Annotated in this window: 15 protein-coding genes; 8 read left to right on the top strand and 7 right to left on the bottom strand. The window is 39.0% G+C overall.

Features of this window, described 5'->3' with window-relative positions:
* Positions 1 to 49: 49 nt before the first annotated feature.
* The 5 genes from ABE65_RS01575 to ABE65_RS01555 all read right to left on the bottom strand — a co-directional run bounded on the left by ABE65_RS01575 (position 50) and on the right by ABE65_RS01555 (position 6,177).
* Positions 50 to 1,501 carry an MBOAT family O-acyltransferase gene (locus tag ABE65_RS01575; RefSeq protein WP_066390862.1) on the bottom strand — a complete coding sequence of 484 codons (1,452 nt, stop codon included), beginning with the start codon at positions 1,499 to 1,501 and terminating at the stop codon, positions 50 to 52.
* A gap of 102 nt (positions 1,502 to 1,603) precedes the next feature.
* Positions 1,604 to 2,998: an AMP-binding protein gene (locus ABE65_RS01570; protein ID WP_082861230.1), complete on the bottom strand. Its 1,395-nt coding sequence runs from the start codon at positions 2,996 to 2,998 to the stop codon at positions 1,604 to 1,606.
* Positions 2,991 to 3,308 carry an acyl carrier protein gene (locus ABE65_RS01565; RefSeq protein WP_231887838.1) on the bottom strand — a complete coding sequence of 106 codons (318 nt, stop codon included), beginning with the start codon at positions 3,306 to 3,308 and terminating at the stop codon, positions 2,991 to 2,993. The genes ABE65_RS01570 and ABE65_RS01565 overlap by 8 nt, the downstream gene beginning before the upstream one ends.
* Before the next feature lie 451 nt (positions 3,309 to 3,759).
* A complete protein-coding gene (gene rlmD, locus ABE65_RS01560) occupies positions 3,760 to 5,136 on the bottom strand; it encodes a 23S rRNA (uracil(1939)-C(5))-methyltransferase RlmD (protein ID WP_066390861.1) in 1,377 nt (458 codons plus the stop codon).
* 135 nt (positions 5,137 to 5,271) lie between these two features.
* Positions 5,272 to 6,177: a diacylglycerol kinase gene (locus ABE65_RS01555; RefSeq protein WP_066399616.1), complete on the bottom strand. Its 906-nt coding sequence runs from the start codon at positions 6,175 to 6,177 to the stop codon at positions 5,272 to 5,274.
* Between the two features lie 367 nt (positions 6,178 to 6,544).
* Here ABE65_RS01555 and ABE65_RS01550 point away from each other — a divergent pair, with 367 nt between their 5' ends.
* The 6 genes from ABE65_RS01550 to ABE65_RS01525 all read left to right on the top strand — a co-directional run bounded on the left by ABE65_RS01550 (position 6,545) and on the right by ABE65_RS01525 (position 11,508).
* Positions 6,545 to 6,763 carry a hypothetical protein gene (locus ABE65_RS01550; protein ID WP_066390858.1) on the top strand — a complete coding sequence of 73 codons (219 nt, stop codon included), beginning with the start codon at positions 6,545 to 6,547 and terminating at the stop codon, positions 6,761 to 6,763.
* A gap of 48 nt (positions 6,764 to 6,811) precedes the next feature.
* Positions 6,812 to 7,642: a sugar phosphate isomerase/epimerase family protein gene (locus ABE65_RS01545; protein WP_066390857.1), complete on the top strand. Its 831-nt coding sequence runs from the start codon at positions 6,812 to 6,814 to the stop codon at positions 7,640 to 7,642.
* A gap of 179 nt (positions 7,643 to 7,821) precedes the next feature.
* Positions 7,822 to 8,649 carry an ABC transporter permease subunit gene (locus tag ABE65_RS01540; RefSeq protein ID WP_066390856.1) on the top strand — a complete coding sequence of 276 codons (828 nt, stop codon included), beginning with the start codon at positions 7,822 to 7,824 and terminating at the stop codon, positions 8,647 to 8,649.
* Complete coding sequence (locus ABE65_RS01535; RefSeq protein WP_066390852.1) at positions 8,646 to 9,584, top strand: hypothetical protein; 939 nt, start codon at positions 8,646 to 8,648, stop codon at positions 9,582 to 9,584. Before ABE65_RS01540 ends, ABE65_RS01535 begins: the two co-directional genes overlap by 4 nt.
* A gap of 15 nt (positions 9,585 to 9,599) precedes the next feature.
* On the top strand, positions 9,600 to 10,580 hold the full coding sequence (locus ABE65_RS01530) for an ABC transporter ATP-binding protein (protein ID WP_066390851.1): 981 nt from the start codon (positions 9,600 to 9,602) through the stop codon (positions 10,578 to 10,580).
* Entirely contained in the window at positions 10,573 to 11,508 is a 936-nt protein-coding gene (locus ABE65_RS01525; protein WP_066390850.1) for an ABC transporter ATP-binding protein, read from the top strand. The genes ABE65_RS01530 and ABE65_RS01525 overlap by 8 nt, the downstream gene beginning before the upstream one ends.
* 53 nt (positions 11,509 to 11,561) lie before the next feature.
* Here ABE65_RS01525 and ABE65_RS01520 read toward each other — a convergent pair whose 3' ends face one another.
* Complete coding sequence (locus ABE65_RS01520) at positions 11,562 to 12,056, bottom strand: hypothetical protein (protein ID WP_066390849.1); 495 nt, start codon at positions 12,054 to 12,056, stop codon at positions 11,562 to 11,564.
* Positions 12,057 to 12,153: 97 nt separating this feature from the next.
* Here ABE65_RS01520 and ABE65_RS01515 point away from each other — a divergent pair, with 97 nt between their 5' ends.
* Positions 12,154 to 13,116 (top strand): glycine-rich domain-containing protein, encoded by a 963-nt coding sequence (locus ABE65_RS01515; protein ID WP_066390848.1) that lies wholly within the window; start codon positions 12,154 to 12,156, stop codon positions 13,114 to 13,116.
* 72 nt (positions 13,117 to 13,188) lie between these two features.
* Here the strand turns inward: ABE65_RS01515 and ABE65_RS01510 are convergent, their stop codons facing one another.
* Positions 13,189 to 16,272: an efflux RND transporter permease subunit gene (locus ABE65_RS01510; RefSeq protein WP_066390846.1), complete on the bottom strand. Its 3,084-nt coding sequence runs from the start codon at positions 16,270 to 16,272 to the stop codon at positions 13,189 to 13,191.
* A 93-nt stretch (positions 16,273 to 16,365) separates the two neighbouring features.
* Between ABE65_RS01510 and ABE65_RS01505 the strand changes: the two genes are divergently transcribed.
* A complete protein-coding gene (locus tag ABE65_RS01505) occupies positions 16,366 to 17,199 on the top strand; it encodes a TetR/AcrR family transcriptional regulator (RefSeq protein WP_066390845.1) in 834 nt (277 codons plus the stop codon).
* Positions 17,200 to 17,486: the final 287 nt, after the last annotated feature.

Below are 17,486 nucleotides of genomic sequence, written 5' to 3'. Positions count from 1 at the left end.
TTCTTTCACCAAACCTTCACCTAAACTACATAAGAAAGTTGTATTTGTATCAAAATCCACCATAAACAAATCCATCACCTGTAACACCTAATACAAGAACTGAAAAAATAAGAAAAATATAAAATGCCAATCTAGTAAATGTAGAGTGTTTTGATAGAAATTCCCATGCTGAACCATTGTTTCTTTCTATATACTGAAACAGTTGTAGAATAATAAAGAAAAAAATGAAAAGTAGCAGATCAAATAACGGAAAAATTTCAAAAGCTTTAATCATTCCCACCGGGCTCCAAGAGCTGATGCTCAAGAAAAGTTTTGCATGTTCAAATGCTTGTGATACGGTATCCGATCGAAAAAAAACTCTGGAAAAGCAAACGAGCAGGAAGGTTATTGTAATTTTCAACCATCTATGGAGCACTGGGCTTCTATCCAATCGAACAAACGAAGCCATACGTTCACGATAAGATTTCGTTGCATCTCCAAACACGCGATAAAACCCATGAATAAGACCCCATATAACAAACGTCCATGCGGCTCCGTGCCAAATGCCACTTACTAAAAAAGTAATCACAATGGCAAAATAAATTTCACTTCTCTTCTTTTTCCTCTTACATAACGGGAAAAAAATATAATCCCTAAGCCATGTGGAGAGCGTTATATGCCATCTACTCCAAAAATCTGAAATTGAAACGGCAAAGTGCGGCTGTTTAAAGTTTTCTGTTAAATTTATCCCCAGCATTCTTGCGCTACCAATGGCAATGTCACTGCATGCTGAAAAATCAGCGTACAACTGAATCGAGAATAATATAGTAGCTAGTACGATTTCAGAACCAGACGGGTTAGGACTATCGTAAACACTAGCAACGATTGGAGCTAGTCGATCTGCAATCAATGTCTTTTTAAAAAAACCCCATGCGATTCTCTTCATTCCATATACTAAATTTTCATATTGTAAACGCTGTTCGACTTTCAATTGTGGAATTAATTTTTTGGCACGTTCAATCGGCCCTGCAACCAGTTGTGGAAAAAATGCAAAATAGACCGAAAAATAACCATAATGTCTTTCAGCTTTTTGCTTTCCATAGAAAATATCCACAAGATAACTTACAGCCTGAAATGTATAAAATGAAATGGCTAATGGCAGAACGATCTCTTGGTAGGGTATCGAATAATTCCAACCCATGAAAGTTGCTATCGACCGAAGCGATTCATTCACAAAATTTAAATATTTAAACCAACCAAGAAAAAACAACAATACAGAAATACCAACAACCATGGCTTTTTTCTTCTGTTTTTTTGTCTCCTGTTTTTCAATAAAAATTCCAGTAAAATAAGTAAAAGCTGTGCTAATTAAGAGTAAAAGTATAAATTGAATACTTAAACTAGCGTAAAAAACATAACTTGCAACCAATAAAAGAACCCATCTCAATCGATGGGGGATTATATAATTCAACAAAACAGTTATTGCGAGAAATAGAAGAAACTCAATTGATATAAAAGTCATCCAATCACCTGATAATAAATCAACTTATAATTTTTCTGATAAATAAACTGCATAAATGGCATTGCAACACGGTGGTCGGTCTTAGAGATTACCGACTATACATTAGCCAAGTTTAGGAAGGTCTGAATAGAGGATTTTCCCATAATGATTACGTGGGATTTCCTCAATTCTCATAATCTTAAAGCCCTTTAAGTTTAATTTTTCTTTGACTATTTTTTTTATCTGAACATAATCATCTCTTAATGTGTAGATATACATTTGGTCATCGCTTCCAGCACAGATACAATCGTGGCCATGCTCATGTAAAAACGCTTCTACATCATCAAGGCTGATGCGGTTTCCATACACTTTAATCATTCTTTTGATGCGCCCCGATATAAAGAAATACCCATCCTCATCAAAGTAAGCCATATCTCCCGTACGCAAAATACCTTTATTCTCATCTTTTTTTGAAAGATCGAATAACGACTCCGCATACCCTAAGGAAACATTCGGCCCTTTGTATATCAATTCGCCTATCAAATGAGGTGCTGTAATTTTGTTTCCCTTGTCATCTTGAAGGATTAGCTCTCCACCAGGAATAGCGATACCGATACTCCCTGCTTTTTCTAGATTTTTTTCATAGGGTAGATAGGTCATCCGCGCTGTCGCCTCCGTTTGACCGTACATTGTAAAAAACTGAATCCCCTTCTGATTACACACATGAGCAAATTTGTGGGATAGCGTTTCACTCAATTTGCCACCTGCTTGAGTTAATTTTTTTAAACTTGGCAGATTAAGCTCTTCAAACTTCATCCTGTCAAGCATCTCATACACAAAAGGAACTCCACCAAAAGTTGTGACTTGCTGTTCCTTACATAAATTCCAAAACTCCTTACTCATGATAGAAGCTCCCGTTACAACGACGGTGGCTCCACATATGAAATGGCTGTTAATAATAGAAAGCCCGTAGGAGTAGTTCATTGGTAGTGTGGTAATCGGTTTTTCGTTTTCATGGATATCAAGGTATTTAGCTATTGATATAGCGTTTTCAAAAATATTTTCATAGCTTAAACGAACAAATTTGGGGCTCCCCGTACTTCCAGAGGTTGTTAAGAGGAGAGCAAGATGTTCATGAAGATTATGTTGAAAATGGGTAGGACATTTATATAATGAGTACTCTCCATATACAAATGAAGAATCCATTGTCTTTGAGAGATCTTGATTATTACTACTTGCCCAGATGTATGCAGGCTTATAAAGATGAACCAGCCTTCGTAACCGATCTATATGAATAGATGCATCTAAAAGCACGGGGACAACGCCACCTCTAATAAAGCCTACGTAGCCAAATAAAGACTCTTTATTATTTGAACACAAACAAAAAACGAGCGTTCTTTCACCCACATTACCGCAGATAGCATCCGATATTTCTACCATTTCAGAGTATGAATATTCTCGGTCTGCATATACAGCTGTGCGGTTCCCAAACTGCTCCATCTTTTTGAAGTTATTCATTAATCATGTTCACTCCCGAACGTTCCAATAGCTCAATTCCAGACTGGTAAGAATTGAATTCCGTCATCCATTCTGAATCTAATGAGACATCAAATGCATCCTCAATCTCACAAATAAGCGCCATATGTGCGATAGAATCCCATTCTGCTGATTCTGCTAATACTAAATTCTCAACTACTTCATCTTCCTCTAGTTCCAACACATTAATAAAGGCATTTCTATATTTTTCGATGTTTCTCATCATTGACACCCTTTCCATAATGACTGTCTCTTCAATCGGAGACCGAGCAAGTTCTATATACCTAACCATTCTCCAGACACTTCGGAGATTATAATTTTTCTGTCAAAGTTACTACAAACTAAAGCATCGTTAGTAATTATTAAAATGAACGATACAACATGTACAAACTATTATTGAATTTCTTATTGATAATAATTATCATTCCCAAGCATGATTCTAGCATATCGACTTTTGAAAAACAATAACACTTGCAAACTGTTAAAATTAGGAATGCGTCATATACATCAGACCTATCTGTGACACACACTTCATGAGTAGTCTGCAAAATCATCTTCACAGTCAAAATAAAAAAAGAAGTGAGCCGTCTTGAAGGCTCACTTCCTGTAATTATCACTACTCATTTTCATTTAAAATCTTGTCACGTCTTGCCCACACTGCTGATGCGTTCCATGTTCCCTTCAAAACAATGCCAAAGTCATTATTTGTAAGATAGCTTCTTATTTCGTTAGGAATTTTTGGGTTAGTTAAGCTCAAGCAACGCAACGGCTTCAACGTGTGTAGTCTGAGGAAACATATCGACCGGCTGGACTTTCTGCGTTTTAAACCCACCATCTTCAAGTACACGCAAATCACGTGCGAGTGTGCCTGGATTACAGCTCACATAGACTACGCGCTTAGGCTTCATTTCGATGATAGTTTTTAATAACTCCTCGTCACAGCCTTTTCGAGGTGGATCAACGACAATCACATCTGGCGTGATGCCTTGCTTCTTCCACTCAGGTATCACTTCTTCTGATTTACCAACAGCAAACTCAGCGTTATGGATGTTGTTTAACTCCGCATTGCGGCGCGCGTCTTCAATCGCTTCTGGTACGATTTCAACTCCGTACACTTTTTTTGCTTTTTGTGCGAGGAACAGTGAGATCGTCCCTATTCCGCAATATGCATCGATGACCGTCTCATCACCATTCAGTTCTGCATATTGTAACGCTTGATCATAAAGCACTTTCGTTTGGTCTGGATTGATCTGATAAAACGAACGTGCCGAGATGGCAAACTTGATGTCGCCGATAAAATCATAAATATATTCAGCACCCCAAAGTACTCGCGTTTCTTCACCAAAAATCACGTTCGTACGTTTTGAATTCACATTTTGAACAATCGATTTGATCTCAGGTAGTGCTTTTCGAATATCTTCTACTATCTTCTTACGCTGTGGCAGCTCTTGACCGTTCGTAACGAGTACGATCATCAAATCACCTGTCGTTTTACCGTATCGCGCAATGATATGACGGAGAACGCCTTTATGTTTTTCTTCATTATAGGCACTGATATTGTATTGATTCACGATTTCTTTTACAGCTTGTACTGCGTCATCATTCGTATCTCCTGTGATGATACAGCTATCCATCTCTACGATTTCGTGGCTGCGCTTCTGGTAAAAACCTGTGATGATGCGCCCATTGCTTTCACCAACCGGCACTTGCGCTTTATTGCGATAACGCCACGGTTCTTCTCCCATACCTAGTGTAGGCAGAACAGGTACATCTTCTAACTTACCGATTCTCGTTAACACGTCTTCTACAAGCTTGCGTTTATACTCCAGCTGTCCCTCATAGGATAAGTGCTGAAGCTGGCAGCCTCCACACCATTTATATATGGGGCAAGGTGGTTCAACGCGTTCAGGGCTCTCTTCGATCAGCTCTTCTAAACGACCAAAACCGAATCCTTTTTTCACACCTACAACCTTAATCTTCCCTCGCTCGCCAGGCAATGTATTCGGCACAAACAAAGTAAACCCATTTACACGAGCAACCCCTGCTCCTTCATGGGTTAAATCCACTATATCTACTTCATAACTCTCATTTTTATGAACAGGCAAATCAGCCTTTGTCATTGTCATCGTCCCTTTTTGTCACTTATGCTTTTCTGATTGTAGCATAACTGTTAATGGACACCAAATGCTTACAAGGATAAAACTAAAAAAGAACACTCAGCAATTTCGCTTAAAGTGTTCTTTGACATGATTGGTTTATGGTTTGAGTCGTTCTTTAGGTACGAGCAGTTCAAAATGATGGTGTAGATTTTCAAACTCACCTGGCAGGATGCCGCCGAGCTCTCCATCTAGGTTGATCTGCATCTTTTCACGAGGCGTTACTTTTACACGCTTTGCCTTTTTATAGATGACATGATCATCATGGATGTGTTCGCCTCGGATTGCAAGAGATGCAATACGGACAAACTCTGCAAGGTTTGTTTTCTTCAATATGATGACATCAAACAGACCGTCATGAAACTCTGATGATGGAGCAAGCTTCTCGAAGCCTCCAACTGAGTTTGTGTTAGCTACTAAGAAGAGCATGATCTCGCCTTCGTATTTTTCTTTATCATCAAATTCAATCTCAACAAATGTTGGACGGATCGATGGCAGCATCTCGATTCCTTTTAAAAAGTACGCTAGCTGTCCGATCATCGTCTTCAGTTTACTTGGTACTTCATAAGTAAGCTCTGTTATACGACCTCCACCCGCAATGTTGATGAAGAATTTGTCGTTCACTTTACCGATATCAACAGGCATATGTACACCGCCGCAAAGAACGTCACAAGCTCCTTCAATCGTACGCGGCACACCTACTGCACGTGCAAAGTCATTCGTTGTTCCAGCCGGAATGATTCCTAGCATAGGACGATTTTCAAGTCCTGCTAGTCCGTTGACCACTTCATAGATCGTTCCGTCTCCACCGGCCGCAATAACAAGGTCAAAGCCTCTTTCCCCCGCTGCACGTGCAGCGCGAGTCGCGCAACCGTCTTCAGGTGTTGTTGCATGACAAGATGTTTCATAGCCTGCATTTTCAAGTCTATTTAAAATATAAGGAAGCTGTTTTTTTACCGTTTCTCTTCCCGAACTTGGATTATATATTAGTCGAGCTCGTTTCATATCTTTCACCTTCATTGTTTGACTTCTTAATAAAAGTTTTAGCCTAAATTGGTTTGTTGTATAACTGCAAAAAACAGCCCACTGCCGGACTGCTCCTGTCGATTCCTCTTATATTATAGTGATACCTGTCTTAAAATGCAAAGCTGTTATCTGCCAGTATGTGTTAAAATTGTGTCTAAATTGTAGGGGGTCTGTCCCGGGGTCAGACCCCGGGACAGACCCCCTAAAGGATTTCTTTACCATTTTATAGAACTATACATTGAAATAGCTTTTAAGCCGAACAAGCTTCATCTTCATCTTACTTCGCATATATAAGAAATAACAACATACGGTAACGAGTAATAACACTATTTAAGGAGGTGCTTCGATGTTTTGGCTAATCATTTTAGGTCCTGTAGCCGCAGTGGTCTTGTTAGCAGCAATCGTAAACTGGAGGACAAAGCTAAAGTACAGAAGATACAATTACAAATATGAGCTTGAAGAGCATGTTAGCGATCAGAACAAGATCAACAATGCAGCAGCCTGGAACGCTTCCCAACAAAATCATCATTCTGGCGGCGGTAGTGGTGGTAGCGGTGGATTTTAAAAGACAGGATCTCATCTCCTGTCTTTTTTCATTTATAAGGAGGTTAAGATGACACATACAATCGGGATTTCGGGTAGTACCATCATGTCTAACGAGAAAAAATTTAACGAACTTTTTCAAAAAAAGATCACACATATTGAAATTGGAGAATTTGAGAACGAACAAGCCTTTCAAAGATTTCTCCAACTTCATAGGAACAGTAACAAAACGTTTGGTATCCACTCTCCTGTCTTTAGAAGCGGTAGTAAATATGATCTGTTAGAGAAGTTTCAACATTCACCTGAAAAAGCATGGCATTTGTTCGAACAAGAAATTCGGCGTCTCGTTCAGTTAGACGCTAAGTATATCCTTGTTCATTTTCCTTATTTTCAAGGAACTGCACAAAATCCGGAAATCTTAATTGAGCAGGGTCTAAAACGGTTATCTGAACTACAACTTAAATACAACTTGCCCATCGTTTGTGAACCAAAACTTGGGTTGGATCGATCCCCAAAAGGCATAGAGTATCTAGATGCTTTTCCTCTTGCGTCATGGAAAAAGTACGGACTGAAGCTGTGCATAGATATTGGTGATTATCTATTAGCTGCAGATGAAAATGCTCTTGAGATGATTCAAAAGTGGAAAGATCATATTAAAGTTGTCCATCTTCATAACATTGAATTTATGAATGACAAATACATATGGATTCCAATCCACCCCTCACATGAAGATGACGGAAAGCATTATCCAATTAAGGAGATTCTTCACGTTTTAGCTGAATCCCCTGATATATATTGGGTTCTTGAACATACGCCTCACTCAAATCCTTCTAAAACATTTATTGATGAGGGGTTACATTGGTTAATGAATGACTTTCTAGATACTGATATTCTTATCTAGTTCTTTATTTCTACCGTTTCACTTATTTACGATAAAAAGACGGATTTCATTTCCGTCTTTTTTAGTGCTCAATTATTTTGAGATTAAAACTCCTTTTCGAAATAAATTATTTCAAAATTATGACATTTAGTTTACAATTATTTCTATAAGTGGTGAATTTATTGAAATGAGGTGTAAACATGTATTTTTCGATTAACAGTTATCTCAGGCGATTAAGGTCTACGATTCTAGGTATTTTAATCATTAGCATTCTACCGGCTGTTTTGTTTGGCATTAATACACAGCTATCAGAGCAAGTTTACGTGTATTCATTAAAAGGCTTAAGTGTAACAAGAAACATCTTCCCTGAAATATACAGTCAGTTTTTTTACTCCATGACAATCTTCTTTACTGCCCTTCTCATCGGTCTACTTGCTTCACTCACGTTAACGTTTATTACTACTATGCTGCCCAGATTTCTACAACGAATAATTTATGGTCTCTTGACCCTATTTGAATCACTACCTGATCTATTTATTGTCGTACTTTTGCAAGTATGTATAGTAGCTCTTTATAAAAAAACAGGTCTTCTAATACCTTTTTATAACGATTATAACAATCCCATTTATTTGCTGCCCATTTTGGTACTTTCAATCGTTCCCACGATTCAATTGTTTAAGATTACACTTCTATTAATGAGAGAAGAACAACATAAGCCCTATGTAACGGTAGCAAGAGCTATGGGGTTAGGCCGCTTCTACATAACATTAAAGCATGTGTTCAGAAACATTTTGACGAGTTTATTACAGTACTCAAAAACTATTTTTGTATTCATGCTTTCTAACCTATTTATTGTCGAATATGTTTATAACCTCAATGGAATTATGAGCTTATTAATGATTACGCGGGGAGCTGCTTTCTTAGTAACCGCATTATTTATCGCAGTTCCTTTTTCCATCTTGTTTGAGATTGCGGATAATTACAACGCATCAGTAAATAAACAACAAAAGGAGAAAAACGTAGCATGATTTTAAAATTAGCTAAACAGCCACAATTAATTATTGGTCTGACGTTTATCTCGAGTATCCTCGTTTTTAGTTTTTTTTGGACTGATATTTTACAAGTCGAGAGAACGGAAGCATTAAAACTAATGGATTTTATGTATGACAAAGAGGGCACGATTATCGATCATATACCCTATTCTCCATCTGAAGTTCCTCCTTTTGGTACAGATCTATACGGAAAACAACTTTTTTATCAAATTATCGATGGAGCGAAATATACCATATTAATCGCTTTTGTCATTGCGTTCCTTAGAATTGTAGTTTCAGTAGGAATCACTCTAATAAATCCCAGAGCTAATTATGCATTTTTGGATGATCTCATTTCAGCAACGCTCACTATTCCTACTACCATCTTAGCTTACATCTTTATGAACACTTTATTGATCAAGGCTGGCATGGATGGAAAAAGTTCATATGAGCTGATATTTCTTCAATGCCTCGTTTTAATTGGGATTGGTGTACCTCCCTTAATTTCAACATTTTCTCGGGAGATCAGAGGCATTCTAGACAAAGACTATATAAATAACACGTTTGCGATTGGAGCTCGAAAACCCTATGTGTATTACAAACACGTGCTTCCTGAGTTATCCACTCGCCTTATCCTTATATTCGCACAACAGATGATTCAAGTATTAATTCTACTAGCACATTTAGGTGTTTTAGCCATTTTTATTGGTGGTGCTGAAACACTCGTCCTGGGTGATCCGATGAATGTCGTGCTACAAGACATCCCAATAGCTGGTGAATGGGCAGGGATAATCGGCATGTCGTTTACCAAACTTCAGGCAGCGCCATGGGTCATTTTGATTCCGCTTTCTTGTTTTGCTGTTACAATACTCGCTTTAAATTTAATCATCCAAGGCATTCAAAATAGTGTAGAAGAAACTCAAAAACTATAAAAGGAGGCGTACGGGATGAATCAGCATGTTTTACAGATAAAAAATTTACACGTTTCTTTTAACAAGAAAAAAAACAAGAGTATTGCTGTCAATGATGTCAGCCTTCAGATAGAAAAAGGGCAAACTGTTGCTTTAATCGGGGAATCAGGTTCAGGCAAGAGTATGACATCCTTGTCTGTTCTTAATCTATTACCGGTTAACGGTACAGCTGAAAGAGGATCCATTACATTCAATGGTATAGATTTGCTAAAGCTTACCGAAAAACAGATGCGAAAGATAAGAGGAAATGAGATATCGATGATTTTCCAGGACGCTATCGCTTCACTCAACCCTGGCATGAAAGTAGGCGTTCAGATCACAGAAGGGCTGAAGAATCATAAAATCATAACCAAGAATGAGCGTAAAGCAGCAGCACTCGATCTGTTAGATAAAGTCGGTTTTAAAAATCCTGAACAAGTCTATCACCAATATCCTGAACAGCTTTCTGGCGGAATGAAGCAACGCATCCTCATCGCAATGGCTGTCTCATGCAAACCGAAACTCATTATTGCAGATGAACCCACCACTTCTCTTGATGTAACCATTCAAAGGCAGGTGCTTGATCTGATCGATTACTACAAATCTGATATGGATGCATCTGTTCTACTAATCACACATGATTTCGGAATCGTTGCAGAATATGCTGATTGGGTTTATGTCATGTTAGGAGGTCATATCATTGAGTCTGCAGATGTTTATACCATTTTCCAAAACCCTGTTCATCCCTATACAAAAGCACTTATTGGAAGTATTCCTACTCCAGAAAACGGCCAGACTCGTTTGAAAAGTATACAGGACTATACGTTTGAGACAGATTATGATGGCCGACAATTTGCACCGGAAACATACACATATGAAAGTAGTTCTTTCCAAGCCCCTTCATCACTTGTTGAAATAGAGCCATTGCATTATGTTCGTTTCTATGACGAGAAAAGGATGGTAACTACTATTGGATAACTTATTGATTAAAGCGCAGAACCTATCAAAATATTTTACTGATAGCTCTGGTGTTTATAAAGCTGTAGATGGGGTTTCCTTGGATATTCAAAAAGGAGAAACGCTGGGCATTGTCGGAGAGTCAGGGTCGGGCAAAACAACCCTCGGGCGAACAATCATGCGATTGTATCAGCCTAATCACGGGCAAATCTGGTTTGAAGGAAAAGAGATAACCGAATTGAAAGATAGCAAGCTACGACCTTATCAAAAAGACATTCAAATGATTTTTCAAAACCCTTATGAATCCTTGAGTCCTCGTATGACCGTTGGTGATATTTTAGAAGAACCTTTATATATTCAGAAGATGGGAACGAAGAGTGAACGAACTGAAAAAGCAATGAAGATGTTAGAAAAAGTAGGTTTACCAAAAACGTCATATAAAAAAAGAATTCATGAGTTTTCTGGTGGTCAGCGCCAACGTATCGGTATTGCAAGGGCACTTATTGTTGATCCAAAGTTTGTAATTGCAGACGAACCGGTTTCCGCACTGGACGTCTCTGTTCAAGCTCAAGTCTTGAATCTACTAAAAGATCTACAAACAGATATGGAGCTAACTTGTCTTTTCATCTCACATGACTTGAGTGTTGTGCATTATATGAGCGACCGTGTTGCCGTTATGTATCTAGGCCATTTAATAGAGATGGCACCGAAAGAAGAGTTGTATCGCAACCCGATACATCCTTATACACAGTCATTATTATCATCTATTCCCGTACCTGACCCTGAAAAGCGCAGACATCATAGAGAACCGATTATTTTACCACCTAAACCATTATATCCACCTCAACTCGTGCATCTAGGAAACGATCATTATGTATCGGCCGATATGATACAAATTAAAGATTTCGAAATTGAAAACCAGCAACGAGTCATTAGTTATAACAAATAAGCAAGAGTAGGCCCACTCGGTCTACTCTTGCTTATTTTCAAATTTCACTCGTATCATTTTCTCAAAATCACAAACATACTCACACACATCGCCCCTATAGCAAAAATAGTTGCAATGATTACTCCAATCCATGCCATGAATAAATCGTCTCCGGGATAAGCGGGTTCAAGCGTTGCATAATACCAAAAGATATATCCTAAGAAAAGAAGAAAGAATGAGCTCCCGATTGACGCCATCTTCACTTTATCCTTCATTGCTCCTTCCCACACTTCAGAAAAAATGACCCACGTAAAAAGACTGAGCGGTATGCACAGCAATAGTCCTACCATAGCACCATAAGGCAGAAAAAAGAGAATAACAAAAGCTAGTGCGAATAACGCTGCGTTTGCAGCAAATAGAGCTATACCCGCTTGCCAATAATTTGTACTTAAAGAACGCCCCTTCAATCTATAAGATATGTTTCTTACCATACCTACAGAAGCGAAATCCCTTTGTTTCATTAGGAGAATCAACGTAAGAACAATTCCTGCTAACAACAAAACCGTCAAAGAAACACCCACTTTTTTACAATATTTTCATCTTATATTATCATTAAAGTAGAGAAACAGAATACAGTTGATAGGAGACTTAAAAGGAGGCACCTTGATGTTTGAACTTTTTATATTATTTTTTGCCATTGCCGTAATTGCTCCCCTTGTTATAAAGTTCATGACTAAACCGAACTACCTGAAGGTTGCAGAAAAGACGGAACTACCACCGAACTTGGGGATTCGCGAAGATCTATATTTACAAAAAAGTGTAAGGAACATGGAAAAAGCTCTCCCTCATGAGTTTAAGGAAAAAATAAAGCGCAGATATCTTTCTGAACACCCGAAGGCAACAGAAGCCTACTTTGAGGTTATATATTACGAGCTTCAACGCTTCTTTATCATGTGTTCACTTTTAAATAATGTACCGATGTTTAGTAAAAAGGTGGATGACATCTGGCACGAGATGCTGATGTACACGAAGGAGTATGAAAAGTTTTCTACTGAATTATGCGGTGAGCACATTCATCATGCTCCGAATGATGTTGTAGAACCAGATCCACATGGAAGAGCGTGGTTTGATCTTTTGTACGCAAAGCTTTTTACATTTACGGATTTTACACATATTGCTTGGGGAACCTTTTTTCAAAATCCATTACATCAAGGCCTTTTACATGAGCTTCAAACCCTTTCAACAGAAAAGCTCGGAATCCGATATTTTAGACCGAATGCTGATAAAGAGACCATTCACGCTTTACTAACAAAAATTAAAGTCGATTTAAACCGAATATCGAATGATAAAGATCCTTACAAAGGATTAAAACTATCACCGAATTCAATAGATAGCACACCGATCTTAGCTGGAGCAATGCTTTATTATTCATATCATCATTTTGACGAATATGACATGTACATGGCAAAGTTAAATCCCGCATCAAACTATAATTCTGGTAACACGACCGCTTGTGGAAGCGGATGTGGCAACCACCGTGACGACAATGGCGGGCATGACAGCAGCTGCAGCAGTGATAGCGGGAGCAGCTGTGGAAGCAGTTGCGGCAGTGGATGCGGAAGTAGTTGATGCAATAAGTAATCTGCTTTAAATAAAAAAAGCCCTGCAAGTGACTCAACATCACTTTTGCAGGGCTTTTCCTTAATTCTCTTCTACTTCTTTACGATTCTTTTTAAAGATTTTGGAGAGGACTTCATACACGATTGGCACGATGATAAGTGTTAATAGTGTAGAACTTGCTAATCCTCCGATTACGGTAACGCCAAGACCTTTTGAAATCAGTCCGCCACCACCTGAGCCGATTGCCAACGGAATCAGCGCTCCGATCGTTGCAATAGCTGTCATTAAGATCGGACGAAGACGTGTAGCACCAGCTTCTAAGATCGCATCACGCATACTCATTCCTTCGCGTTCCATGTGAATGATTCGGTCTACGAGTACGATGGCATTCGTTACCACGATACCGATCAACATCAACAGCCCCATCATTACGGATACTGAGATCGTCTCATCGGCAATCAATAGACCGACAAATGAACCGATCACAGCAAATGGTAGTGAGAACAGGATCGCAAATGGTGCGACACCTTCACGGAATGTTACGACGAGTATGAAATACACGATCGCGATTGCTGCAAGCATTGCTGCTCCAAGCTGTGTGAAGGTTTCGTTCATATCAGCCTGAACTCCCGCCACTCCAACTGACACTCCTTTTGGCATATCTAGTTTATCGATGTCTTTTTGGACTTCAGAAGTGGCTTTGGACATATCATCGCCAATTGCCTTACCAGACACGGTAGCATAATACTCCCCTTTACTTCGGGCAAGGGTGTTAAGTGTTGTTCCTTTTTCAACCGTAACGAGCTCAGATAACGGCATTGTCGTGCCAAGAGCTGTTGGTACCTGTCTTGCTAAAATATCATCTACAGACTTAGGTTGTTTCGTTTGCTCCTGCTGAACGATAACGTCTAGTGTATCGCCATCTTTTTCGATCGTCGTTAAGACTTCATCCGCTTTCATCGGATTCAGCATCATCACGATCTGACCTGTTGTTAGTCCATATTTTAGAATCTCATTTTGATCGACGTTAAACGTATGCTCGACGAACGCATCCTTCGCGCTTGAAGTAACATCTTCTAACTTATCGTTCTTCTTCATGGCGTCTTCTGCCATCTTTACCGCTTTATTGAGTTTATTCAAATCTTCACTGTAGAACGTATAGCTGACTTCATTTTCAGCTCCCGTTGAGGCAGCGAAGTTCTGACTCTTCCATTCTCCTGATTGACCAAGGTCAGCGACATAGTCTTCTATTTCATCTCGCACTTCTGGGAAGTTCTCCATTTCTGGATCAAAGATGAGGTACATGAGTGCCCCGCCTTCTCCGCCACCGGCCATAGCCATCATCGGATCTGCGTTATCTGAAACAGAGATTTGAACGATATCGATATAATCGCGTTTTAGCATCTTTTCTTCTAATGCTTCAACGTTCTTCAATGTTTCTTCTTTCAGCTCACCGGCTTTTGGTGTGTAAGTTAGATACATGACTTTATCTTCTTCACTGCCCATAAAGCTAAAACCGATAATAGGCGTTAAAGCTAGACTTCCTGCAAGTAAAAGGATCGCCAAGATAGAAGTGATAATTTTATGATTAAGAGATTTATTAAGAATCCCTTTATACCATTTTGCTAATTTACCAGTTTCTTTATGACTGCTTTCTGTCTTTTCGCTATACAGCTTCTTTTTAAACAAAAAGTGTGATAATGCTGGAACGATTGTTATGGCAACAATGAGTGATGCTCCAAGCGCAAATGTCATCGTTAACGCGAACGGCGCGAACAGTTCACCTACCATACCACCCACAAAGATAAGCGGAGCGAACACCGCAACCGTTACGAGTGTGGAAGAAAGGATCGGCTTGAACATCTCAATCGTTGCTTCTCTAATTAACGCACGTCCGTTTAATTTTTCTTCTTTCAAATGCAAACGTCGATAAATATTTTCTACAACAACGATAGAATCATCGATTACACGACCGATCGCAACCGTAATTGCTCCTAGTGTCATGATGTTCAACGTGATGTCCATCCAGTTGAGCACCAATAACGCCATGAAGATTGAAACTGGGATAGAGATAATTGAAATAATCGTCGATTTAAAATCACGAAGGAATAATAGGATGATCAGTACGGCAATCAATCCGCCAAACAATGCTTTTTCAATCATAGTTGCTACTGAATCTTCAATTGGTTTTCCTTGGTCGAGTGACACATCAATAACTAGACCATCTACTTTGGATTTCTCTTCTTTAATCAGCTCTTTTACACCATTCACAACATCAACCGTGTTAGCTTGTTGCTCTTTCACGATTTGAATGGCAATCGCTTCATCTCCGTTCGTTCGAGAAACGGATTCAACTTTACCGACTTTTTTAATATCCGCGATCTCACTCAGCTTCACAAACGGTGTTGGGTTTGTTGCAGATGGTGTTACCGGAACCATCATGTTCTTCAGTTCGTCTGAAGTCATGAACTTTCCATCAACCGCAACCGCTTCTTCCCCTTTTTCAAACTCATACAGTCCTAATGAAACAGCCATGTTGCTTGCTTGAATCATTTCTTTTACTTTATCTTCTGTTAGATCATACTGTTTCAACTTCTCTTTTTTATATGTAAGATCTACCTCTTCGATATGCTGACCCGTAATTTTTGCGGATGCTACACCATCGATCTTCTCGATCTTAGGTAGAATAATCTCTTCAACCGTTGAAGTTAATTCAACAATATCCTCTTTCGTACTACTTACACTTAATGCAGCAACAGGCATCATGTTCATGCTGATCGCTGTCACAGTCGGCTCCTCAGCCGTTTCGGGCAATTCAACTGCATCCAGTGCAGATTGGAGCTCACGTTTTGCTTCGTCCATGTCTATTCCGTATTCGTACTCCACTTGAAGATTAGACATGTTCGAATAAGAATTTGAATAAACGGCTTTAACATCTTCAAGCCCCTCTACCGCTTTTTCGATCGGCATCGAGACATCTTCCATTACTTTCTCTGGAGTAGCTCCAGGATAAACGTCCATCACCATCAAGTATGGAATGGAAACATCCGGAATCGTTTCCATATTCATGCGTGTTCCTGAATAAATACCTGAGACTGTTATAATAATGGTAAGCAGCCATACAGCTAATTTATTCATTAAGACAAAATTAACTAAACCTTTCATTCATCCACCAACCCCTAATTGACTTATCCAACTCAATTATTTATACTAATGACTGATTGGTCATTTGTCAATGAATTACTTAGGAGCGATACAATGAGTAAGAAACAACTAATTATGGAGAGTGCACTCGAACTTTTTGCACAGCAAGGGTTTGACGCCACATCAGTCCAACAAATAACGGAACATGCAGGCATCTCAAAAGGTGCATTCTATTTATCTTTTAAATCAAAAGACGAACTGATCAACGGTCTGATCGACCACTTTATGCTTAGTCTTATCTCAGATATTGACCATGTAGTCAAAAATCATAAAGCGAGTGCTGAACTATTATACGAATTCTTTCAAGCAGCGTTTCATACTTTTCAGAAGCATTCTGATTTTGCCAAGATTTTTATAAAAGAACAATCAAAAACACCGAATGAAGAACTTATCTCAAAGATCCATCAATACGATAAACTCATTGATAACATCATATTGGGCATGTTGGACCGTATATATAAGGATGAAATCTCACGTACTCGTTATGATATAATCTATTGTGTGAAAGGCTTTATTCATACGTATTCACACTTGATCCTGTTCTTTGATGTGCCACTCGATCTTCATACATTGAGTCGTTCACTTGCAGAGAAAACAGCACTGCTCGCTAACCATTCAGAGACGACGTTTATTACAGAAGCGCTTTACCATACGTTAAACGAGCCTTTTCATGTTCATGTAACAAAAGAACAACTATTAGAAATGGTAGAACAAAAGATAGAGGAAGTAGAAGATTCAACGTTAAAAGAGTCATTGGATCTTCTGAAACAGCAGATGATTGAGCCAAGCCTTAGTCCTGCTATTGTAAAAGGGTTGATCTTAAACCTGAATAATCATCCATCATGTAAGCAGATTGCTTATTTGATTCAGGATTGTTTGAAAGTATAGTTTTGAAAGTGTTGATCTCCGCTCCGGGATGCTCGCTTTCCGGGGGGTGTGCGGTGAGCCTCTTAGCGCTCTGCGCTGTTAAGAGTCTCACCTGTCCCACTGATCCCCCAGGAGTCTCGCACCCTCCTCTCCGATCAACTTGTCAAAGATGAAATAAATACAGTAATTCCAAAGTGATTAGTTTTAGAACTTCGTTGCATTCCGATGCCCCATTGATTGAACAACGCACTTCAAAAACAAGAAAAGGGTAAAGCAACCACATTAAGCTTGGTCGCCTTACCCTTTTA

It is taken from the genome of Fictibacillus phosphorivorans, from assembly GCF_001629705.1.
Taxonomy (GTDB): Bacteria; Bacillota; Bacilli; order Bacillales; family Fictibacillaceae; genus Fictibacillus; species Fictibacillus phosphorivorans_A.
Note: the sequence above shows the minus strand (reverse complement) of the source record. Positions and strands in the feature narration are given on the sequence as shown.